This is a genomic window from Xenorhabdus sp. PB62.4, assembly GCF_014467285.1.
GTDB lineage: Bacteria > Pseudomonadota > Gammaproteobacteria > Enterobacterales > Enterobacteriaceae > Xenorhabdus.
The window spans coordinates 283839-306740 of sequence record NZ_NKHR01000002.1; the positions used below are offsets into that span (position 1 = coordinate 283839).

At 44.2% G+C, this 22902-nt stretch carries 20 protein-coding genes and 8 tRNA genes; 25 read left to right on the plus strand and 3 right to left on the minus strand.

The annotated features are described in order from the left end of the window. Nucleotides 1-13 precede the first annotated feature (13 nt). The 12 genes from nagE (at nucleotide 14) to Xenpb_RS03060 (ending at nucleotide 6174) form a co-directional block, all read left to right on the plus strand. On the plus strand, nucleotides 14-1528 hold the full coding sequence (nagE, locus tag Xenpb_RS03005) for an N-acetylglucosamine-specific PTS transporter subunit IIBC (RefSeq protein WP_187653031.1): 1515 nt from the start codon (nucleotides 14-16) through the stop codon (nucleotides 1526-1528). A 368-nt stretch (nucleotides 1529-1896) separates the two neighbouring features. Then, the gene (nagB, locus tag Xenpb_RS03010; RefSeq protein WP_187653032.1) at nucleotides 1897-2703 is read left to right on the plus strand and encodes a glucosamine-6-phosphate deaminase; all 807 of its coding nucleotides are present in this window, start codon (nucleotides 1897-1899) and stop codon (nucleotides 2701-2703) included. 30 nt (nucleotides 2704-2733) lie between these two features. Then, complete coding sequence (nagA, locus tag Xenpb_RS03015; protein WP_187653033.1) at nucleotides 2734-3891, plus strand: N-acetylglucosamine-6-phosphate deacetylase; 1158 nt, start codon at nucleotides 2734-2736, stop codon at nucleotides 3889-3891. Nucleotides 3892-3903: 12 nt separating this feature from the next. Further along, nucleotides 3904-5127 (plus strand): N-acetylglucosamine repressor, encoded by a 1224-nt coding sequence (locus tag Xenpb_RS03020; RefSeq protein ID WP_187653034.1) that lies wholly within the window; start codon nucleotides 3904-3906, stop codon nucleotides 5125-5127. Between the two features lie 152 nt (nucleotides 5128-5279). Beyond that, nucleotides 5280-5356 (plus strand) — tRNA-Met (locus Xenpb_RS03025). Nucleotides 5357-5361: 5 nt separating this feature from the next. Further along, nucleotides 5362-5446 (plus strand) — tRNA-Leu (locus tag Xenpb_RS03030). 68 nt (nucleotides 5447-5514) lie between these two features. Continuing rightward, a tRNA-Gln gene (locus tag Xenpb_RS03035) sits at nucleotides 5515-5589 on the plus strand. An 88-nt stretch (nucleotides 5590-5677) separates the two neighbouring features. Next, nucleotides 5678-5752, plus strand: a tRNA-Gln gene (locus tag Xenpb_RS03040). 41 nt (nucleotides 5753-5793) lie between these two features. Next, nucleotides 5794-5870, plus strand: a tRNA-Met gene (locus Xenpb_RS03045). Nucleotides 5871-5888: 18 nt separating this feature from the next. After that, nucleotides 5889-5963: transfer RNA gene (locus tag Xenpb_RS03050), tRNA-Gln, on the plus strand. Between the two features lie 41 nt (nucleotides 5964-6004). Then, nucleotides 6005-6081, plus strand: a tRNA-Met gene (locus Xenpb_RS03055). Nucleotides 6082-6099: 18 nt separating this feature from the next. Further along, nucleotides 6100-6174, plus strand: a tRNA-Gln gene (locus Xenpb_RS03060). Between the two features lie 138 nt (nucleotides 6175-6312). Here the strand turns inward: Xenpb_RS03060 and Xenpb_RS03065 are convergent. The 3 genes from Xenpb_RS03065 to ubiF all read right to left on the minus strand — a co-directional run bounded on the left by Xenpb_RS03065 (nucleotide 6313) and on the right by ubiF (nucleotide 8448). Continuing rightward, nucleotides 6313-6681 carry a hypothetical protein gene (locus Xenpb_RS03065; RefSeq protein ID WP_187653035.1) on the minus strand — a complete coding sequence of 123 codons (369 nt, stop codon included), beginning with the start codon at nucleotides 6679-6681 and terminating at the stop codon, nucleotides 6313-6315. Between the two features lie 15 nt (nucleotides 6682-6696). Next, nucleotides 6697-6987, minus strand: coding sequence for a hypothetical protein (locus Xenpb_RS03070; RefSeq protein WP_187653084.1), 291 nt, complete (start codon nucleotides 6985-6987; stop codon nucleotides 6697-6699). 273 nt (nucleotides 6988-7260) lie between these two features. After that, nucleotides 7261-8448 carry a 3-demethoxyubiquinol 3-hydroxylase gene (gene ubiF, locus Xenpb_RS03075; RefSeq protein WP_187653036.1) on the minus strand — a complete coding sequence of 396 codons (1188 nt, stop codon included), beginning with the start codon at nucleotides 8446-8448 and terminating at the stop codon, nucleotides 7261-7263. Nucleotides 8449-8651: 203 nt separating this feature from the next. Here ubiF and miaB point away from each other — a divergent pair, with 203 nt between their 5' ends. The 13 genes from miaB (at nucleotide 8652) to nadD (ending at nucleotide 22840) form a co-directional block, all read left to right on the plus strand. Continuing rightward, nucleotides 8652-10082 (plus strand): tRNA (N6-isopentenyl adenosine(37)-C2)-methylthiotransferase MiaB, encoded by a 1431-nt coding sequence (gene miaB / locus Xenpb_RS03080; protein WP_187653037.1) that lies wholly within the window; start codon nucleotides 8652-8654, stop codon nucleotides 10080-10082. 24 nt (nucleotides 10083-10106) lie between these two features. Beyond that, nucleotides 10107-11153: a PhoH family protein gene (locus Xenpb_RS03085; protein WP_187653038.1), complete on the plus strand. Its 1047-nt coding sequence runs from the start codon at nucleotides 10107-10109 to the stop codon at nucleotides 11151-11153. Then, the gene (ybeY, locus tag Xenpb_RS03090) at nucleotides 11150-11617 is read left to right on the plus strand and encodes an rRNA maturation RNase YbeY (protein ID WP_187653039.1); all 468 of its coding nucleotides are present in this window, start codon (nucleotides 11150-11152) and stop codon (nucleotides 11615-11617) included. Before Xenpb_RS03085 ends, ybeY begins: the two co-directional genes overlap by 4 nt. A gap of 71 nt (nucleotides 11618-11688) precedes the next feature. Next, entirely contained in the window at nucleotides 11689-12567 is an 879-nt protein-coding gene (gene corC / locus Xenpb_RS03095; RefSeq protein WP_099114658.1) for a CNNM family magnesium/cobalt transport protein CorC, read from the plus strand. 10 nt (nucleotides 12568-12577) lie between these two features. After that, nucleotides 12578-14107 (plus strand): apolipoprotein N-acyltransferase, encoded by a 1530-nt coding sequence (lnt, locus tag Xenpb_RS03100; RefSeq protein WP_187653040.1) that lies wholly within the window; start codon nucleotides 12578-12580, stop codon nucleotides 14105-14107. Between the two features lie 439 nt (nucleotides 14108-14546). Next, nucleotides 14547-15440, plus strand: a complete 894-nt coding sequence (locus Xenpb_RS03105) for an amino acid ABC transporter substrate-binding protein (RefSeq protein ID WP_255523009.1) — start codon at nucleotides 14547-14549, stop codon at nucleotides 15438-15440. 120 nt (nucleotides 15441-15560) lie between these two features. Further along, the gene (locus Xenpb_RS03110) at nucleotides 15561-16301 is read left to right on the plus strand and encodes an amino acid ABC transporter permease (protein WP_099114661.1); all 741 of its coding nucleotides are present in this window, start codon (nucleotides 15561-15563) and stop codon (nucleotides 16299-16301) included. Nucleotides 16302-16305: 4 nt separating this feature from the next. Beyond that, the gene (gltK, locus tag Xenpb_RS03115) at nucleotides 16306-16980 is read left to right on the plus strand and encodes a glutamate/aspartate ABC transporter permease GltK (protein ID WP_187653042.1); all 675 of its coding nucleotides are present in this window, start codon (nucleotides 16306-16308) and stop codon (nucleotides 16978-16980) included. After that, nucleotides 16980-17705, plus strand: coding sequence for an amino acid ABC transporter ATP-binding protein (locus Xenpb_RS03120; RefSeq protein ID WP_187653043.1), 726 nt, complete (start codon nucleotides 16980-16982; stop codon nucleotides 17703-17705). The genes gltK and Xenpb_RS03120 overlap by 1 nt, the downstream gene beginning before the upstream one ends. 212 nt (nucleotides 17706-17917) lie before the next feature. After that, nucleotides 17918-20500, plus strand: coding sequence for a leucine--tRNA ligase (gene leuS, locus Xenpb_RS03125; RefSeq protein ID WP_187653044.1), 2583 nt, complete (start codon nucleotides 17918-17920; stop codon nucleotides 20498-20500). A gap of 60 nt (nucleotides 20501-20560) precedes the next feature. Continuing rightward, on the plus strand, nucleotides 20561-21106 hold the full coding sequence (lptE, locus tag Xenpb_RS03130) for an LPS assembly lipoprotein LptE (protein WP_187653085.1): 546 nt from the start codon (nucleotides 20561-20563) through the stop codon (nucleotides 21104-21106). Then, nucleotides 21103-22134 carry a DNA polymerase III subunit delta gene (holA, locus tag Xenpb_RS03135; protein WP_187653045.1) on the plus strand — a complete coding sequence of 344 codons (1032 nt, stop codon included), beginning with the start codon at nucleotides 21103-21105 and terminating at the stop codon, nucleotides 22132-22134. The genes lptE and holA overlap by 4 nt, the downstream gene beginning before the upstream one ends. Beyond that, the gene (gene nadD / locus Xenpb_RS03140) at nucleotides 22127-22840 is read left to right on the plus strand and encodes a nicotinate-nucleotide adenylyltransferase (RefSeq protein WP_187653046.1); all 714 of its coding nucleotides are present in this window, start codon (nucleotides 22127-22129) and stop codon (nucleotides 22838-22840) included. Before holA ends, nadD begins: the two co-directional genes overlap by 8 nt. The last annotated feature ends 62 nt before the right edge of the window (nucleotides 22841-22902 follow it).

Sequence of the window (22902 nt, forward strand, 5' to 3'; positions counted from 1 at the left end):
ATAGGTGAGCACCATGGGTATATTTAGTTACTTACAGCGTTTGGGAAAAGCACTCATGCTCCCGATCGCTTCGCTTCCAATCGCCGCGTTACTACTGCGGCTCGGTCAACCAGACGTATTCAATATCGCTTTTATTGCCAGTGCAGGAGGCGGCATTTTTGACAACCTGCCCCTATTATTTGCACTGGGGATCTCTGTCGGTCTGGCGAAAGATAACAATGGAGCAGCAGCTCTCGCGGGTGTCGTTGGCTTTTTTATTCTGACAAAAGCAACCGCTGTTATTGATCCTAAAATCAATATGTCCTTCTTTGCCGGTATTATTTCAGGGATTGTTGCCGGCCACTGTTATAACCGTTTTTCTGAAACCCAATTACCCGAGTTTTTGGCGTTTTTCGCGGGTAAGCGTTTAGTCCCCATTATAACCGGAATTATTTGCCTCTTCCTTGCATGGGTTTGCGGTCATATCTGGCCATATGTACAACATGGTATTGATAATTTCAGCCTGTTAGTATCAAAAAGTGGGGTGGCAGGATGGTTTACTTATGGCGTTCTTAATCGCTCCCTGATTCCGTTTGGCCTGCACTATATCCTACATTCTGTTTTCTGGTTCAGCTTAGGTGATTGTATAAAAATTACTTATGACTTGGCAGACTCGATGCATAATATCTGTTTGGCTCCTGATGTAGCACGCTCACTCACTCTTGGAGCAGCTATACCCGGAATAGAAGGTTCAAATATCACTCAAATAGCGACTGACCTCTCTCGTGGTGATCTCAATCGTTTCTTTGCGGGTGATCCCAATGCGGGAGTCTATATGACATGGGCCTACCCAATCTTTATGGGTGGATTGCCTGGTGCTGCCTTAGCCATGTATCTGGCTGCGCCAAAAGCGCGTCGTCCTCAAATTGGTGGGATGTTATTTTCCGTCGCGTTAACATCATTCCTGACCGGTATCACTGAACCAATAGAGTTTTCATTCCTGTTCTTAGCACCCGTATTATATGTCTTACATGCAATTCTTACGGGCGTTAGCATGGTAATTACAAACTCTTTAGGCGTCTTGCACGGCTTTGGTTTCTCCGCTAGCCTTATTGACCTTGGATTGAATTGGGGATTAGCAACAAAACCATGGATATTGATCCCTCTCATTATCCTATTCTTTGTTATCTACTTCGTTGTCTTTACCTTCATGATTCGTGTGTTCAACCTGAAAACGATAGGCAGAGAAGAAGAAGATTCTGATAAAGCAACTTCTGCCTCTCAGGATAAAGAAGCAATCACACATTATATCAGTGCTCTCGGTGGAGCTAATAATATTCGCACCGTTGATGCTTGTATCACTCGACTCCGTTTAACGGTAGAAGACAATACCCGATTAGATGAGGCTCAATTGAAGAAATTAGGGGCTAAAGGCGTCTTAAAAATAGGTAAGCAGAGTATCCAAGTTGTCCTCGGACCACAAGCTGAAAACATCGCTGAACAAATCAAAGTTCAGTTGAAACCAAGTTACGCCGATAAAACTGAGTAATTTCTCTCTATAAAGATAAAAAGGAACGTGACTACGTTCCTTTTTATCATCGCAGATATATACCATCTATTTGTTTTAAAACATAAATAATCACAGAAACTTATTTAAAATAATAAAAAAACATACTTTAAAAACCCATATAAAAGTCATTAAATGTGCTAAAAAAGCTAAAAAACTAGCCATAACGACGATCTTATTTTAAAATTGAAAATATCTTTCTGTTTTAAGTGGAACAAAGCCCGTACAGAACAGGTATGATGTGCAATTTTACCCTACCGCTATCACGCATCACGTTGATATTGCTGATATCACATAGACGTGCATAGACTTACATAATTAAATTAACGAATGATTTTTAAGAGGTACTCATGAGGCTGATCCCCCTAACAACAGCAAGTGACGTTGGTCGATGGTCTGCTCACTATATTATTAGTAAAATCAATGAGTTTAATCCAACTACTGAACGTCCTTTCGTACTTGGATTACCTACAGGCAGCACACCACTAACGACTTACAATGAGCTGATATCCCTGTATCAAGCCGAAAAGGTGAGCTTTAAGCACGTTGTGACATTTAATATGGATGAGTATATCGGCCTGCCTGAAAATCATCCTCAAAGCTACCACGCTTTTATGCACCAAAACTTCTTCAATCACATTGATATCCCAACTGAAAATATCAATTTGTTAAACGGAAATGCACCGGATATTGATGCTGAATGCCAGCGTTACGAAAATAAGATCAAATCTTATGGAAAAATCCACTTATTCATGGGAGGAGTCGGTAATGATGGGCACATCGCTTTTAATGAACCCGCATCTTCTCTTTCTTCACGCACGCGCATCAAAACACTGACCATTGAAACCCGGACAGCCAATTCCCGTTTTTTCAACAATGATGTGGAGCAAGTCCCCAAATACGCATTAACCGTTGGTGTTGGCACGTTAATGGATGCCGAGGAAATCATGATCCTGGCAACCGGAATGAATAAAGCACAAGCTCTACAAGCTGCCATAGAAGGGAATATCAATCATATGTGGACAGTCAGTTGCCTCCAGACGCATCCAAAATCTCTTATCGTTTGTGATGAACCTGCAACGATGGAACTGAAAGTGAAAACAGTGAAGTATTTTCGCCAACTGGAAACCGACATTATCAATGAATTTGCCAGCTAAACTTATTTAGTCAAAGTGTAGGAAACCAATATGTACGCATTAATCAACGGCATCATTTATACCGGATATGACAGGCTTGATAACCACGCGGTTATCATTGCGGACGGTTTGATTAAACAGGTTTGTCCGGTAAATGAATTGCCAGAAGAGATTGAGAAACACGACTTACACGGCGCGAATCTTACCCCCGGATTTATTGACCTACAAGTCAATGGTTGTGGTGGCGTTCAATTTAATGATCAATTGGACAATATTTCAGAAGATACTCTGCATACCATGCAGAAAACTAATCAGCTTTACGGTTGTACCAGCTTCCTCCCTACCCTCATCACCAGCCCCGATGAGTTGATGATAAAAGCCATTGAAGTGATGCGCTCCTACCTGAAAAAAAATCCCAATCAGGCACTGGGGCTACATCTGGAAGGGCCTTATCTGAACCCAATCAAAAAAGGGACTCATAATAGCGCCTATATCCGTAAGCCAACACCGGAAATGGTCAATTACCTATGCCTTAACGCGGATGTCATCACTAAGATTACCCTCGCCCCCGAAATGGTGGAGAGCAAATATATTCGGCAGTTAGCCGAAGCAGGTATTGTTATTTCTGCCGGTCATTCCAATGCGACTTATGAAGAAGCGCGTCATGGTTTCCAAAATGGCATTACCTTCTCTACTCACTTATATAATGCTATGCCCGCCATTTCTGGTCGCCAGCCGGGGTTAATCAGCGCCATTTATGATTCATCAGAAGTCTATGCCGGCATTATCTGTGATGGAATGCATGTATCATGGCCAAATATCCGCAATTCCAAGCGATTGAAAAATGAAAAACTCATTTTGGTAACAGATGCCATCGTTCCTGCCGGGTTAACTACCGAAGATATGAAGCAATTTACCTTTGCCAATAAAACAATATATTATCGAAATGGCTTATGTGTTGATGAAAATGGAACACTAAGCGGCTCATCAGTCACAATGATTGATAGCGTCAAAAATAGTGTTGAACATGTTGGTATTGCTTTGGATGAAACGTTGCGGATGGTAACGCTTTACCCAGCTCGAGCAATCGGTGTTGATAAATACCTCGGCACGATTGAACCCGGCAAGGTAGCGAATCTGACCGCATTTACTCACGATTTCAAAATCAGCAAAACCATTATTAACGGAAATGAAGTCAAACTATCGTGAGTATCAAGATTGATGAGTAATGAAAGCGTACAAAAGCAAATCGGCAATATTGATCTAGTCAAGCAGCTAAATGGAGCTGTGGTCTATCGGCTAATTGATCAGCATGGGCCAATATCACGCATTCAAATTGCAGAAGAAAGCCAACTTGCCCCCGCCAGCGTAACAAAAATTACTCGTCAGCTATTGGAACGCGGCTTGATAAAAGAAGTCGAACACCAAGCCTCCACTGGAGGAAGGCGTGCAATTTCCATTATCACCGAAAGCCGCCATTTCCATACGATTGGAATTCGACTTGGGCGCCATGATGCAACTTTGGCGCTGTTTGACATGAGTGGTAAAACGCTGGCAGAAGAGCGCTATCCTGTACCAGAGAATACTCAGCAGGACGTTGAGAAGCGGATTATTTCCACCATCGAGAATTTCATCGATAAAAATCAGCGTCGGCTGCGTGAGTTGATCGCAATCTCGGTGATTCTTCCAGGCTTGGTTGACCCGGATGAAGGTGTTATCCGTTATATGCCGCATATTAAGGTAGATAACTGGCCTCTGGTGAAAAATATAAAGGATCATTTCAATACCTTCTGTTTTATTGGGCATGATATTCGCAGCCTCGCATTAGCTGAAAATTACTTTGGGGCAACTCGTGATTGTGAGGACTCCATTCTAGTACGCATCCATCGAGGGACGGGTGCTGGTGTCATCGTTAACAACAATATCCTGCTCAATAAACGTGGCAATATGGGCGAGATAGGGCATATTCAAATCGAGCCGTTGGGTGAACGCTGTCATTGCGGTAATTTTGGCTGTCTGGAAACTATCGCTTCTAACTCAGCAATAGAAGCCAGAGTACAGCATCAGTTGCGTCAAGGCTTTCCAAGCCAGCTCACCCTGAATAACTGCAACATTCACGCCATTTGCCTCGCGGCCAATACAGGTGACCCGTTGGCTACAGAAGTTATCAGGCAAGTAGGACATTATCTTGGCAAAGCCATTTCTATCGCGATTAACTTATTTAATCCTCAGAAAGTCGTTATTGCAGGAGAAATAACCGAAGCAGAGCAAGTTTTGCTTCCAGCTATACAGAGTTGTATCAATACACAAGTATTACAAGCATTTCGTGAAGATCTTCCTGTTGTCGTTTCCGAGCTAAATCACTGCTCTGCTATTGGCGCATTTGCGCTAACAAAACGCGCTATGCTTAATGGTGTACTGTTACAACATCTTCTTGGGGGATAACATCAGCTATTCTTGTCGGTAAAGTCAGCAAAATGATTATAAGACAAACAAATGAACGCCTTTGTGCATATTTCTTTAAAAAAGCAGTTGACGCATCTCTCTGATATACGCATAATTCGCCCCGCACCGCCGATGAAGGCAAAGCGAAAGATGGCTACGTAGCTCAGCTGGTTAGAGCACAGCACTCATAATGCTGGGGTCACAGGTTCGATTCCCGTCGTAGCCACCATCTTTGCGGGAGTGGCGAAATTGGTAGACGCACCAGATTTAGGTTCTGGCGCCGCAAGGTGTGCGAGTTCAAGTCTCGCCTCCCGCACCATTTTCTTTATCGGTTTGTACTTAAAATTTTTTTATTGACGATTTTAAGTTTTAGTGTGTTGTTTCAGGTGGGGTATCGCCAAGCGGTAAGGCACCAGGTTTTGATCCTGGCATCCCCTGGTTCGAATCCAGGTACCCCAGCCATACAGCTGAAACAGCAGATGGCTAAAACGATGCAGCGTTGAATTAAAATAGCTTGAGAACAATAAAGGTCGCAGTGGTAACACTCAGATGGGGTATCGCCAAGCGGTAAGGCACCAGGTTTTGATCCTGGCATACCCTGGTTCGAATCCAGGTACCCCAGCCATTTCACTGAACGTTATCACAAATCTTACGATTATCGTAAATGGCTACGTAGCTCAGCTGGTTAGAGCACAGCACTCATAATGCTGGGGTCACAGGTTCGATTCCCGTCGTAGCCACCATTCATTTTCAAATCCAATTGGGGTATCGCCAAGCGGTAAGGCACCGGATTCTGATTCCGGCATTCCCAGGTTCGAATCCTGGTACCCCAGCCATGTTGCTGAAAATTACCATAAATTTTACGATTATTGTAAACGGCTACGTAGCTCAGCTGGTTAGAGCACAGCACTCATAATGCTGGGGTCACAGGTTCGATTCCCGTCGTAGCCACCATTCATTTTCAAATCCAATTGGGGTATCGCCAAGCGGTAAGGCACCAGGTTTTGATCCTGGCATTCCCTGGTTCGAATCCAGGTACCCCAGCCATATCTGTTAATATGTTTGTGAAATAACCCGCTCCACCTCATTCCTCCGATAAAAGATGTAGCTCAATAACAATAAGATCTTTTGATATCACAAAAAACGCCAAATTTTTCATAGGCGGGTTTATATGTTTGCTTAATATTAAGCTGCTTTATCTTTTTTCTTACCCTTCTTAGTCAACTTACTCTTTTCGTTTTTTGAAACCATTTTGCGATGAAATTCTTTTAAGATCCGTTTTTTTTCACAGTCAGCAAAACGATTTAAAACCTGCCGAATTAATGGCTGATAACCAAGGCCGTTGAGTTCAGCAATAAGTTTTAAATCTTCAATCAAAGACTTATTCAGCCTTATAGATATAGGTTGTAACTCAAGTTCTTCGTTAATTAGTTCTTCTGTTATATCTTCAGATACCTTGACGTGAGCCTCGCTGCAACCAAGCTCGCGACTATCCCAAGCTTCATCAGTTGAAGCTATAAGGTCACTTTTTTGCTTATCACTTTGCTTGCTCATTTTTTCAGTTCCTGTTTATAAACCATATTTATTGTAAATTCTAAGTTCTTCATAATCGGGAGCGTATGCAGTTCTGATTGCAATACCTTTATCAGGATAAAACACAAATACTATTTTCAGTTTCATTCCATAATCGGTCTCTGATATGAACCACTTTGTTGGTGGGTCGGATCTGTTATCTTCCCTTGTATCCTCAAGAAATCTTCCAACCCTATTAGAGAAACACTGCAGTATATCTTCTTCATTCACTGGGGGTGTCTTGTTTGATAATTTCTGTCTAACCTTAGACGAAATAAGAAGCTTCATGTCCAATAATAGCCTTCTTTTAACAGGTGGATAGTCAACTGATATTTGTATATACAAAATATGACTTCACACAGTAGAAGACAATACTGAATCACGTAATGATAACTTAAAAAGCCACTTAAATACACTGAAGAGAAGATATACAAAAATCACAATTTTTGTATATACAACAAGTAAAAGAGGAATACAAAACAGTATGTAACAGAAGCCATCCGTGGCTTCTAACTAGAAGAGACAATAACCATTGCTATGGTTTGTAAAAATAAACACCACTCACAAGCCCAAAGCATATTTCAGTGCGAGATTTTTCATAACACCTGAACGTTGTGCCGCCATCAGTGCCAAATTGCGCACCGTTTTCAGTCCCGGCAAATCACTGCTGAATGCAGTGTGGAAAAGATCCATCCCTGCTTGCATCACTAAATTATCCGGCATCCTACGGCGCTGATAACGCATCAAAATTGCCTGAGAATGCCAATCTTCCAGCAATTCTTTGGCATTAGTCAGTACATTGAGCAAAACATCAACATCTCTATATCCCAAATTCACTCCCTGCCCTGCCAGCGGGTTAATGGTATGAGCTGCATCACCCAGTAACACCAATCCATCTTGCACATAATGGCTGGCATGATGGCGAACCAAAGGAAATGAGCCTGCTGCAATCGGAGCGACTTTACCCAAACGGGCAGGAAATGCCTTAGCAATTTCTCGCTCAAGTTGTACCATCGTCGTTGATTGCAATTGACGAATACGTGCAGGGGAATCATACCAAACCAATGAAGCCCACTGATCAAACAGCGGCAAGAAAGCTCTGGGACCAGAAGGAAAAAACTGCTGCCATGTTATATCTTGTTGGGGTTGCTCAGTCTTAACCGTTATCAACATACACGACTGCCGATACTGCCATCCTTTGCTGCCAATATTTGCCAATTGACGAACTTGAGAGCGGGCGCCATCTGCACCAATAATCAGATGTGCATCAATTTCCGTCCCCTCTGCCAACATTACCCGCCATGTTTTATCCTCACGTTGACGCTGCATCGATTTCAGAACCGTAGGACAAAACAGTGTTAGGTTTGGATAACGTTCAAATTCCTGCCACAGAGCCAATTGCAAGATACGGTTTTCCACCATATAGCCCAACTCCGGCAATCCAAGGCTGTTGGCATCGAAAGTTACATTGGAATCATTCTGTTCCCACGTTTCCAATTTGCGATAAGGGGCACTGCGCATCTGTAATACATTTTTCCACGCTCCCAATTGCTTCAATAAATCCACGGAAGCACAGCTAATCGCAGATACGCGAATATCAGGTTCACTGCCTGCATCGTAAGGCGCTGGTGGCTGGTGTTCCAATAGCGCAACGCGCCAGCCTTCCTGTGCCAATCCCAATGCTGTCGCGGCGCCAATCATGCCAGCACCCACGACAAGGATATCGAATTTTTGTTGTGGATTATTCATACTTATCACGTGATTAACTTGTTGATTAAAATAGTGTACCGGAATTTTCCCTTTCCGGCTGTGAATATCCGGTATTACAGTCTGGTCACTCGTGCCTCAAATGACTACAATAGCCAACAATATTATGCTAAATACACTATGTGCAATACATTGCGCTTTTCAGTGTTGAAGCATCATTCCACTGGAAACACCGGATACACAAAATGTCGACGATAAAAAAACTGTACATCAAAACCTGGGGCTGTCAGATGAATGAATACGATTCATCCAAGATGGCCGACCTGCTGGAAACCACTCACGGTTATCAGTTAACCGATGTCGCCGAAGAAGCAGATATCTTACTCCTGAATACTTGTTCAATCCGTGAAAAAGCTCAGGAAAAAGTCTTTCACCAACTTGGTCGCTGGAAAGGCTTAAAAGACAAAAACCCTGAGATCATTATTGGCGTGGGTGGATGCGTAGCCTCTCAGGAAGGAGATTTTATTCGCCAGCGTGCGCCTAGTGTCGATATTATCTTTGGGCCGCAGACTCTGCATCGTCTGCCTGAAATGATTAACCATGTCAAAGGCACCCGCAGTCCGGTCGTTGATATCAGTTTTCCTGAGATAGAAAAATTCGACCGTCTGCCAGAGCCTCGTGCAGAAGGCCCAACCGCTTTTGTTTCCATTATGGAAGGCTGTAACAAGTACTGCACATTCTGTGTCGTTCCTTACACCCGTGGAGAAGAAGTCAGCCGTCCTTGTGACGATATTCTGTTTGAAATTGCTCAACTTGCTGCACAGGGCGTGCGTGAAGTTAACCTGCTTGGTCAAAACGTCAATGCCTATCGTGGTGCAACGTTTGATGGAGATATCTGCACATTTGCAGAACTGTTGCGTTTGGTTGCGGCTATCGATGGTATCGACCGTATCCGCTTTACCACCAGCCATCCAATTGAATTCACTGATGATATCATTGCAGTTTACGAGGATACGCCAGAGTTGGTCAGCTTCCTGCATCTGCCAGTCCAGAGTGGTTCTGATCGCATCCTGACGATGATGAAACGTGCCCATACTGCGCTGGAATACAAAGGTATTATTCGCCGTCTGCGTAAGGCTCGTCCTGATATTCTGATTAGTTCTGACTTTATCATCGGTTTCCCAGGAGAAACACAGGATGATTTCGAAAAAACCATGAAACTGATCGCCGATGTTAATTTCGACATGAGTTTCAGCTTTGTCTACTCAGCACGCCCAGGAACCCCTGCGGCCGATCTGCCTGATGACGTAAGTGAAGAAGAGAAAAAACAGCGTCTGTACTTACTCCAACAACGTATTAACCAACAAGCCATGAGCTTCAGCCGTGCAATGCTTGGCAGTACACAGCGTATTCTCGTTGAAGGCCCATCCCGCAAAAATATCATGGAGCTTTCCGGCCGTACTGAGAATAACCGTGTGGTTAACTTTGAAGGTGCGCCTGACATGATTGGCAAATTCGTTGATGTCGAGATTGTTGACGTATACGCCAATTCCCTGCGAGGTAAAGTTATCCGCACGGAAGATGAGATGGATCTTCGTATCCATGAGTCACCTGAATCAGTCATTGCCCGTACACGCAAGGAAGATGAACTCGGCGTTGGCTTTTATCAGCCTTAACAGGCCCTAACATAGAGATAATCAGTGACACAAATCAACCCACAAGTAGCAACACAAGAAATTTTTCTGGAACCCGCAGACAATCAACGTCTAATGAGCCTGTGTGGACCACTTGATGACAATCTGAAACAACTTGAGCGCCGTTTGGGTATCGAAATCAACCGTCGCGATAATCGTTTCAAACTGGTAGGTAAGCCACTGTGTGTGAATGCCGCAGCGGGTATCCTGCGTCATCTTTATGTCGAAACCGCCCCTGTACGCGGCATGATACCGGATCTTGAGCCTGAGCAGGTTCATCTGGCTATCACCGAAAGCCGTATACTGGAACAGGTAGCAGAAAGTGTGCCTGAATACGGCAAGGCCGTGAATATCAAAACCAAACGGGGTGTTGTAAAGCCCCGTACTCCCAATCAGGCGCAATATATTGCCAATATCCTTGACCACGATATCACGTTCGGGATTGGACCGGCGGGAACAGGGAAAACTTATTTGGCTGTCGCTGCTGCTGTTGATGCACTGGAGCGTCAGGAAATCCGTCGTATTCTGCTGACCCGTCCTGCGGTTGAAGCCGGAGAAAAATTGGGTTTCCTGCCCGGTGACCTGAGCCAGAAAGTCGATCCTTATCTGCGCCCGCTTTATGATGCCCTGTTTGAGATGCTGGGATTTGAAAAAGTTGAGAAGCTGATCGAAAGAAACGTTATTGAAGTGGCTCCACTAGCTTATATGCGTGGACGTACCCTCAATGACGCCTTTATTATTCTCGACGAAAGCCAGAATACGACCATCGAACAGATGAAAATGTTTTTAACCCGTATTGGTTTTAATTCCAAGGCGGTTATTACTGGTGACGTGACTCAGATTGACCTGCCAAGAGGGCAGAAATCAGGTCTGAGCCATGCGGTAGAAGTTTTATCTGATGTTGATGAACTGAGCTTTAACTTCTTACATAGTGAAGACGTTGTCCGCCATCCGGTAGTTGCAAAAGTTGTTATCGCCTATGAAGCATGGGAAGCCGGAGAGCAAGAGCGTAAAAAAGCGCTTAATGAAAAACGCAAACAGGAAGCACAATGAGTTCAGTCATATTAGATTTGCAAATTGCATGTGAAAATCCAGAAGGGCTTCCTGATGAAGCCCTGTTCCAACGCTGGTTGGAAGGTGTTCTGCCACAATTTCAAACGGAAAGTGAAGTGACCATTCGTTTGGTCGATGAGGCAGAAAGCCACGATTTAAACCTCACTTATCGCGGGAAAGATAAACCAACCAATGTGCTATCCTTCCCATTTGAAGCACCACCTGAAGTTGAGTTACCCTTGCTCGGTGATTTAATCATCTGCCGTCAAGTTGTTGAAAAAGAGGCAGAAGAGCAACAAAAAACTGTCGAGGAACACTGGGCACATATGGTGGTTCACGGCAGCCTTCATCTTCTGGGATATGACCATATCGAAGACAATGAAGCAGAGGAAATGGAATCTCTGGAAACAGAAATTCTGGAAAAAATGGGTTATCCTGATCCCTATCTCATGGAAAAAGAATAACCATGACCGACATTTTTATGTTAAACATTACATTCTACGATTTATTAATGGGGAATTTTCATTAAAACGCCATGAGCGACGACCATCCTTCAAGTAACGATAGCCCTGGCCCTAAGAAAGGCTTCTTTGCGCTTCTTAATCAGCTTTTTCACGGTGAGCCGAAAAACCGTGATGATTTGGTTGAACTGATCCGTGATTCAGAGCAGAACGACCTGATCGATCCCGATACCCGAGAGATGCTCGAAGGGGTAATGGATATTGCTGACCAACGTGTGCGGGATATTATGATCCCACGCTCACAGATCGTTACCTTAAAACGCAATCAATCTCTGGACGAATGTCTGGATGTTATTATCGATTCGGCCCATTCACGCTTTCCTGTCATCAGTGAAGACAAGGATCACATTGAAGGCATATTAATGGCGAAAGATTTACTGCCATTCATGCGTTCGAATACAGAGCCTTTCAGCATTGATAAAGTGCTTCGTCAAGCTGTTGTTGTACCGGAAAGTAAACGTGTTGACCGTCTGCTGAAAGAATTCCGTTCTCAACGTTATCATATGGCGATTGTGATCGATGAATTTGGCGGTGTTTCTGGTCTGGTCACAATTGAAGATATTCTTGAACTGATTGTTGGTGAAATAGAAGACGAATACGATGATGATGAAGATAACGATATTCGTGCGTTAAGCCGACACTCCTATTCAGTTCGGGCATTGACTCAAATTGAAGATTTTAACGAGGTTTTCGGTACCAATTTCAGCGATGAAGAGGTTGATACCATTGGCGGGCTAGTTATGCAGGCATTCGGGCATCTGCCTTCCCGTGGAGAATCTATTGTCATTAGTGGCTATCTTTTCAAAGTAGCAATGTCTGATAGCCGTAAGATCATTCAGGTTCATGTAAAAATACCGGATGATGCTGAAGTTCCTAGCCTTGATAAACAATAATAGGATCTGGATGAACAAAGCCTCATTAATGAACTGCCAGCGGCTACGTGCTGTGCTGGCACTTCTTTTCGGAGCCAGTGGAACACTGGCTTTTTCACCTTTTGATTTCTGGCCTGCTGCTCTCATTTCTCTTTTCGGCCTGCAAATTCTCACCTTAAACAGAACCAGCCGTCAGGCTTTCTTTATTGGTTTATGTTGGGGATTTGGCTTATTTGGCAGCGGTGCAAATTGGGTTTATGTCAGTATTGCCGATTTTGGAGGCATGCCAACCGCCATCAATATTTTTTTGGTACTCCTGCTATCAGCCTATCTTGCCCTTTATCCTGCATTATTTGCCGGCTTACTGAACCGGTTTTTTCCAACTTCCGGTGGCATCAGGCTGGTTATTGCCAGCCCTGCGCTTTGGCAATTAACAGAATTCTTACGTGGCTGGGTATTAACCGGGTTTCCTTGGTTACAATTCGGCTACAGTCAAATTGATGGCCCAATGAAAGCCGTTGCGCCTATTCTGGGTGTGGAAGGCATTACCTTCCTGCTTATGATGATTAGCGGGTTACTGGTTTTTGCTACTGTTCATAAAAAGCTATCATCGGCCATCATTGCCATTATCTTGCTGCTACTGCCATGGCCAATGAGACATTATCAGTGGTATACCCTGCAACCTGAAAAAGCCACTAATATCGCATTGGTTCAAGGCAATATTCCCCAAGCTATAAAGTGGGATCCTGCTGCTCTTGGGAAAACGTTGGATATTTATCTGGATAATAGCCGCCCTTTCATTGGCAAGGCGCCTATCATCATTTGGCCTGAATCTGCTATCCCAGATACTGAGTACAACCAAAGGGATTTTCTGACCGAACTGGATACCTCACTGAGGGAACACAATACCAGCTTAATTACCGGTATTGTTGATGCCCGACCCACGCTGGAAGGTTATAAATTTTACAACAGCATTATCGTATTGGGTGATAAAACACCTTACCAATACCCAGCTCCTACTCGTTACGACAAACATCACCTTGTACCATTTGGTGAATTTGTCCCGTTGGAATCAGTATTGCGCCCATTGGCCCCCTTCTTCAATTTGCCAATGTCTTCTTTTAGCCGTGGTGATTACACTCAGCCACAGCTTTCCGTTGCAGGGCACAATATTACTGCTGCTATCTGCTATGAAATTATTTTGGGTGAACAGGTACGTGATAACTTCAAGCCTGACACAGAATTTTTGCTCACCGTTTCTAATGATGCCTGGTTTGGGCGTTCCATTGGCCCGTGGCAACACTTCCAGATGGCTCGGATGCGCGCCCTTGAACTGGCTCGCCCTCTGTTAAGAGGAACAAATAATGGTGTTACAGCAGTGATCAGCCCAAATGGCTCAATTCAAGCTGAAATCCCACAATTTACCCGGCAGGTATTAGAGGCCAAAGTTACACCCGCAACAGGAGTAACGCCTTATTTTCGCTTCGGAAATTGGCCGATATGGGGAATCAGTGCACTGTTTTTCATTTTTGCTTTTATGAAAAAACGTAATTTCTCATAAATGATAAGATGTTATTAATTAAGAATCAGGGCATAAAATATGCCCTGATTTTATAATTTTTATCTCACTCCACAGACAACTTCAGTAACCCCTCTTAACCCTCGCTTTTATCACCGATGTAACGCAAATTTACAACATATATAACCAGCTTTATAACACATAAACAGAATATTGCGCCAAATAGTTCAAAGTGTGAACAGTATTCGATATTATTCACTTTCTAACCACGCATAAATGAAATTGTTTATTTATAGTGCGAGGCAGGTCGCGAAATGAAAACATTGTAGTTTCAAAAAAGTAACATTATGAATTATTTTTTTACAGCATATAAACAAAACAATTCGGAAAATCGTTTCTACAAACAATTTTATTCATCTAGGTAAAAACAGAATCATCTGTAAGAAAGTGTAATTTCACGAAAAATAGCCAGATATAGGAGCTGTATATGCGTAAGTTGATGTTAACTATGATGTTACTTAGCGCGGTTGGGGCTGCTCATGCTGAGGAATTGACTGGTACACTGAAAAAAATCAAAGATAATGGTATTATCGTGGTTGGACACAGAGAATCTTCTGTCCCATTCTCTTACTACGATAATCAGCAAAACGTCGTTGGTTATTCTCAAGATTATTCCAATTTGATCGTCGATGCTGTTAAGAAAAAACTGGATATGCCTAACCTACAGGTCAAGCTGATCCCGATTACCTCCCAGAACCGCATTCCCCTGTTACAAAACGGAACATTCGATTTTGAATGTGGGTCTACAACTAACAATTATGAGCGACAGAAGCAAGCAGCATTCTCCAACACTATCTTTGCCGTCGGTACTCGCCTGTTGACTAAAAAAGATTCTGGCATCAAAGGGTTTGATGATCTGGCAGGAAAAAATGTTGTCGTGACTTCTGGCACAACCTCTGAAATTTTGTTGAATAAACTCAATGATGAGAAGCAAATGAAAATGCGCATCATCAGTGCCAAAGACCATGGCGATTCATTCCGCACTCTGGAATCAGGCCGTGCCGTTGCTTTTATGATGGACGATGCTTTGCTCGCGGGCGAACGTGCAAAAGCGAAGAAACCGGATCAATGGATCATTGTTGGCAAGGCGCAATCAGAAGAAGCCTATGGCTGTATGCTGCGCAAAGATGATCCTCAATTCAAGAAATTGATTGATGACGTCATTGTTAAAGTACAGACCTCCGGTGAGGCAGAAAAAATGTTTGATCGCTGGTTCAAAGAGCCAATTCCACCCAAAAACCTGAACATGAACTTCTCCATGTCAGATGAAATGAGAGCTTTGTTTAAGTCACCAAACGATAAGGTGTTGAACTAATTAAGGAACTAAAAAATCCTGATTTTATTGGCACGACGGGTCTGAGGTAGTCGTTCCCTACCTCATTTTTTTAGATCGTTTTTAAGTATTACTGCCAACCCCATTTCAGGGAGAACGGTTATGTCTGTTGATTGGAATTGGGGCATCTTTTTACAAGCTGCCCCTTTTGGTAATACCACCTATTTGGGGTGGCTAATTTCCGGGTTTCAAGTCACCATCGCACTTTCCATCTGCGCTTGGCTTATTGCACTTGTTGTCGGGTCTTTGTTTGGTATTCTCCGAACTGTCCCGAATAAATTTCTTTCCGGGCTTGGCGCGTGTTACGTTGAACTGTTTCGCAATGTACCCCTTATTGTCCAGTTTTTTACGTGGTATTTGGTAGTGCCAGAATTCCTGCCCAAAAGCGTAAGCGATTGGTTCAAAATGGAACTGGATCCTAATATTCAATTTTTTATTTCTTCTGTCATTTGCTTGGGATTATTCACTGCCGCCCGTGTATGTGAACAGGTTCGTGCCGCAATTGAGTCACTCCCCAGAGGGCAAAAAGCCGCAGGGTTGGCAATGGGATTAACCCTGCCACAAACCTATCGTTATGTTCTGCTGCCAAACGCCTATCGGGTGATCATTCCTCCAATGACTTCAGAAATGCTCAATCTGGTGAAGAACTCAGCCATTGCTTCTACTATCGGGCTGGTTGATATGGCTGCACAAGCCGGGAAATTGCTGGATTACTCAGCACACGCCTATGAATCATTTACAGCGATCACTTTGGCTTATGTGGCTATCAATCTCGTGATTATGCTTGCCATGACCATACTTGAGAAAAAAGTACGTTTGCCAGGCAATATGGGAGGAAGGTAAATAAATGTATCAGTTCGATTGGAGTTCAATTATTCCTAGCCTGCCCTTTCTCCTGAATGGATTGATGATAACGGCCAAAATCACCGTAGTAGCCATTATCATTGGAATTGTCTGGGGAACCATTTTGGCAATGATGCGTCTCTCATCCATTAAGATATTGAATTGGTTTGCCACTCTTTATGTTAATCTCTTTCGCTCAGTTCCGCTGGTGATGGTATTACTCTGGTTCTATCTGATTGTGCCTAACTTATTACAAAATGTTCTAGGTATATCACCAAAAACCGATATCCGTTTAATTTCCGCAATGGTAGCTTTCTCGCTATTTGAGGCCGCTTACTATTCCGAAATCATTCGGGCAGGTATTCAGAGTATTTCCCGTGGGCAATCCTCTGCTGCGCTGGCACTGGGTATGACCCACATGCAAAGCATGCGTCTGATCATCCTGCCGCAAGCATTCCGGGCAATGATTCCACTATTGCTAACGCAAGGCATTGTATTATTCCAAGATACGTCTCTGGTATATGTTCTGAGTCTGGCTGATTTTTTCCGTACAGCAGCGAATATTGGTGAGCGCGACGGCACTCAGATTGAAATGGTTCTGTTTGCCGGCTTTGTTTATTTTGTGATTAGTTTTGCCGCTTCTATGCTGGTTAACTATTTGAAGAAAAGGACTGTTTGATGATTTCCCTGAAAAATGTATCCAAGTGGTATGGCCAATTTCAGGTTCTTACTGACTGCTCGACTGAAGTCAAAAAAGGCGAAGTAGTCGTGGTCTGTGGGCCTTCTGGTTCCGGTAAATCCACGCTGATAAAAACGGTCAATGGCCTTGAACCAGTCCAGCAGGGTGAAATTCTGGTAAATGAAACAAAAGTCAATGATAAGAGCACCAATCTGGCACAGTTACGTTCCAAAGTGGGAATGGTATTCCAACATTTTGAGCTGTTTCCACATCTCTCTATCATTGAAAACCTGACACTGGCCCAAGTTAAGGTACTAAAACGCGATAAGAAAGCGGCGACTGAAAAAGCATTAAAATTACTGGAACGAGTTGGATTAGCCAGTCATGCTAATAAATTCCCCGCACAACTTTCTGGTGGTCAGCAACAGCGGGTTGCCATCGCCCGTGCCCTCTGCATGGACCCTATTGCGATGCTGTTTGATGAGCCAACTTCTGCACTCGATCCCGAAATGATAAATGAGGTGCTGGATGTCATGGTTGAATTGGCAAAAGAGGGCATGACTATGATGGTGGTAACCCATGAGATGGGATTTGCCAAAAAAGTAGCGCACCGCGTTATTTTCATGGATGAGGGCAAAATTGTCGAAGACAGTAAGAAAGAAGATTTCTTTGCCAACCCGAAATCGGAGCGTGCCCGCGATTTTCTGGCAAAAATTTTACACTGATTTTTCTTTGCCGGCGGATGGCAACACTATCCGCTGGCCTTAAATTCCATCAAAAATAAGTAATTTTCCACATTCCACCTTTAACAAGAGTTGTTGCGCCTATCCCTTATCAGCTATGCTATGGCGTCTTAGATTTCATAAACAACTATGTTTCATAACAACAAGCACGCTAACGGCGTAGCTTTATTACTCACCATAGGATTATCGGTGCCATGCAAGAACAATATCGTCCAGAAGACATAGAACAACAAGTCCAGCTTCATTGGCAAGAGAAGCAAACGTTCAAAGTGACAGAAGACAACAGCAAAGAAAAATACTATTGCCTGTCTATGCTACCTTACCCTTCTGGTCGACTACACATGGGCCATGTCCGTAACTACACCATTGGTGATGTTATTTCCCGCTATCAACGCATGCTAGGTAAAAATGTGTTGCAACCAATCGGTTGGGATGCTTTCGGCCTGCCGGCTGAAGGGGCTGCGGTTAAAAATAACACCTCCCCTGCTCCATGGACTTATTCCAACATCGAATACATGAAAAGCCAGTTGAAAACACTGGGTTTTGGTTATGACTGGGATCGTGAAGTAACAACCTGTGTACCAGAATACTATCGCTGGGAACAGTGGTTCTTTACTAAGTTGTACGAAAAAGGTTTGGTATACAAAAAAACCTCCGCTGTTAACTGGTGTCCACATGACCTGACCGTTCTGGCTAATGAGCAAGTTATTGATGGCTGCTGCTGGCGTTGTGATACCCAAGTAGAACGCAAAGAGATCCCACAATGGTTCATTAAGATCACTGATTATGCGGAAGAGTTGCTGAACGATCTGGATAAATTGGAAGATTGGCCTGAACAGGTCAAGACTATGCAGCGTAACTGGATTGGTCGTTCTGAAGGTGTCGAAATCACTTTTAATGTTGCTGATAGCCAAGAAAAACTCACCGTTTATACTACTCGCCCAGATACTTTCATGGGTGCAACCTATGTTGCTGTCGCAGCAGGTCATCCTCTGGCAAAACAAGCGGCGGAAAATAATCCGGCACTGACAGAATTCATCAACGAATGCCGTAATACCAAAGTTGCCGAAGCAGATATGGCAACCATGGAGAAAAAAGGCATGCCAACAGGCATGTTCGTTGTTCATCCATTGACCAATGAAAAAATAGCTATTTGGATCGCTAACTTTGTCCTGATGGAATACGGCACTGGCGCTGTTATGGCAGTTCCTGCTCATGATCAACGTGATTGGGAGTTTGCTACTAAGTACAACCTGCCAATGAAAGTCGTTATTCTGGATAACGACGGCAACGAACCCAATATTCAGGACGCAGCCGCTACAGACAAAAATGCACTGGTCAATTCCGGTGAATTCAGCGGGCTGAATAATGAAGCAGGTTTCAATGCCATTGCAGACAAACTGGTTGCAATGGGCGCCGGCCAGCGTAAGGTCAATTACCGCCTGCGCGACTGGGGTGTTTCCCGCCAGCGTTACTGGGGTGCTCCAATTCCAATGGCAACACTGGAAGATGGAACCGTTGTTCCTGTTCCTGAAGATCAGTTGCCAGTGATCCTGCCGGAAGATGTTGTGATGGATGGCATCACCAGCCCACTCAAGGCTGATCCAGAATGGGCAAAAACGACCATCAACGGTCAATCTGCTCTGCTTGAGACGGATACCTTTGATACCTTCATGGAATCTTCATGGTATTACGCACGTTATACCTGCCCGGATCATGACAAAGGCATGTTAGACCCGGCTGCGGCCAACTACTGGTTGCCAGTGGATCAATACATCGGTGGTATTGAACACGCTATCATGCACCTGATGTACTTCCGCTTCTTCCACAAGTTGATGCGCGATGCTGGCCTGGTTAATTCTGATGAGCCCGCCAAACGCCTGCTGTGCCAAGGCATGGTTCTGGCCGATGCTTTCTATTACACCGGCGGCAGTGGCGAAAAAGTCTGGGTATCTCCGGCTGACGCTATTGTTGAGCGCGATGAGAAAGGGCGCATTATTAAAGCAACGGATAAAGACGGCCATGAACTGGTTTATACCGGCATGAGCAAAATGTCGAAATCCAAGAACAACGGTATCGATCCACAAACTATGGTCGATAAATACGGTGCTGATACTGTCCGCCTGTTCATGATGTTCGCTGCACCACCAGAACTGACTCTGGAATGGCAGGAATCTGGTGTAGAAGGCGCTAACCGCTTCCTTAAACGTGTTTGGCGTCTGGTTTATGAACACAGTAATAAAGGGGCAACCCAGCCGCTGGATATCAGTAGCTTGACTGCGGAGCAAAAAGATCTGCGCCGTGATCTCCATAAAACCATTGCGAAAGTCACCGATGATATTGGCCGTCGTCAGGCATTCAATACCGCCGTTGCTGCAATTATGGAGCTGATGAACAAACTGACACGTGCTCCACAGGAAACTGAGCAGGATCGCGCTCTTATGCAGGAAGCACTGGCTACAGTTGTACGTATGCTTTCGCCTATTACCCCACATGCTTGTTTCGTAATGTGGAAAGAACTTGGCAATGAAAATGACATTGATGTTGCTGAATGGCCGCAAGCCGATGAGCAAGCAATGGTGGACGATACTAAACTGGTAATCATTCAGATTAATGGTAAAGTTCGTGGCCGCATTACTGTACCGGCAGATGCAACAAAAGAGTATGTTCAAGAAATGGCGACGCAAGAATACAGTGTGACGAAATATCTTGAAGGCGTCAGTATTCGCAAGGTCATCTATGTGCCAGGTAAATTATTGAACCTGGTCGTTGGTTGATAACAGGAGACCACTGTTGTGGGAAAAAATGTAGTGGAAAGAAATGTGGTAGGAGATAATCTGCGGCATCGTATTTTCACGTTGTTGCTCGGGTTAGCGGTGTTGGTCACCGCTGGCTGCGGTTTTCACCTTCGCGGCACAACGCAAGTACCAAAAGAGCTTCAAACATTACAATTAAGTTCAGGGGACCCTTACGGGCCTCTGGCACGCTCGGTGCGCCAGCAACTTCGCCTGAACGATGTCAAAATTATTGAATATGGCGATGCTTCAGTACCTATCCTGAAACTTTTGGGTTCTAATGAAAACAAAGAGACTGTTTCGGTCTTTCAGGATGGTAAAGCAGCCGAACGCCAGTTAATTCTGTATGTTGATGCTCAAGTTCTGATGCCAGATGGCAGCATCTATCCATTGCAAGCAAGGGTTGATCGCTCTTTCTTCGATAACCCACTGGAAGCACTGGCAAAAGATGCAGAAAATGAATTGGTTCAACAGGAAATGCGCGAACAGGCTGCCCATCAGCTTATACGCCAACTGTTAACTGTTCATAGCGCAGAACTTCTGAAAGCTGAAGAAAAACAGAACGCTGCGACTACACAGAAACAATGATCCGACTTTATCCTGAACAACTTCTTTCGCAGCTCAATGAAGGGCTGCAAAGCTGCTATTTGCTATGGGGCAATGAGCCATTGCTATTACAGGAAAGTCAGGACAGTATCCGCAGAATGGCTGAACAACATGGCTTTATGGAGCATTTCACCTTTGCGTTGGATAACCATACCGATTGGGATGAAATCTTCAGCCTGTGTCAGTCACTGAGCCTGTTTACCAGCCGTCAATCACTCATCCTGTTACTACCGGAAAATGGCCCGAATGCCTCAATGGCAGAACGGCTCATCAAGCTGTCAGAGTTACTGCATTCAGATATCCTGCTGATACTGCGTGGCCATAAGCTCACTAAAGCGCAGGAAAATAGCCAGTGGTTCAAGTCAATTGGGCAAAATGGTGTATACGTCAGTTGCCTGACTCCAGAGCAAAATCGTCTGCCTCAATGGGTGGCTCAACGTGCTAAAAACATGGGGCTATCACTGGAAGATGAAGCTAATCAGCTATTGTGCTATTGCTATGAAGGGAACTTGTTAGCACTGGCTCAGGCATTGGAACGCCTTTCCCTGCTCCATCCCGATAATCGGCTGACATTGTTCCGCGTTGAAGAAGCGGTCAACGATGCTGCTCATTTTTCTCCCTATCATTGGGTTGATGCTTTACTGGCAGGAAAAATAAAACGGGCATGGCATGTACTGAAACAACTCCGGCAAGAAGATACCGAAGCTGTCATCCTGCTTCGTACTATACAGCGGGAACTAATGCTGCTGTTGATACTTAAACGTCAAAGTAAAACAGTTCCTTTGAAGACATTATTTGATCAGCACAAAGTGTGGCAAAATCGCCGGCCATTGTTAACCACCGCATTACAGCGTCTGTCAAAACAAGACCTGCAATCCGCCATACATTTATTGACCCAGATGGAACTGCGTGTCAAACAGGATTATAGCCAATCCATTTGGGCTGACCTGGAAACGCTTTCCATGCTGTTATGCGGAAAACCATTACCAGAGAGCTTGCTGAATGCTTGATTCTATTGATCCAATAAATACTGCTCCAATAAATACCATTGATTCAAAAATCGATACAGATGCCCCGATTATTCAGGCACTGTTTGGCGGCACTTTCGATCCTATCCATTATGGTCATTTGCGCCCTGTGGAAGCATTGGCACAGCTAGTGGGACTCAATCAGGTGATTTTATTGCCTAATCACGTTCCACCACATCGTCCTCAGCCAGAGGCGAGTGCTCAACAACGGCTGGAAATGGTTCGTCTGGCTGTACAGGATAATCCGTTGTTTACTGTGGATACTCGTGAGCTGGAGCGACAAACACCATCTTACACAGTGGAAACATTGAAATCCTTTCGTCAGGAAGCGGGGGAAGAACGCCCGTTGGCATTCATTATCGGGCAGGACTCATTACAAACTATTCATACATGGTATAAATGGGAAGAATTGCTCGATATCTGCCATCTGTTGGTCTGTTCCCGTCCGGGTTATCAGAAGCAATTATCAAGCCCTGAAATGCAGCAATGGCTAGAAAACCACCAAGTTGATACTCCATTTCCATTGCGTCAAAAACCACACGGTTATATTTACTTAGCCGCGACTCCGCTATTAAACATTTCGGCGACAGACATTCGCCAACGCCACCAACAAGGTCTAAGTTGTGATGACCTGCTCCCCCCATCGATACAAAATTATATCGATTCATGGGGACTATATAAGCAATAGATAAGCAATAGCGAAATCATACAGCGAATTGCCGCCAAGTTGCTTACTTTTACAGAGATTGG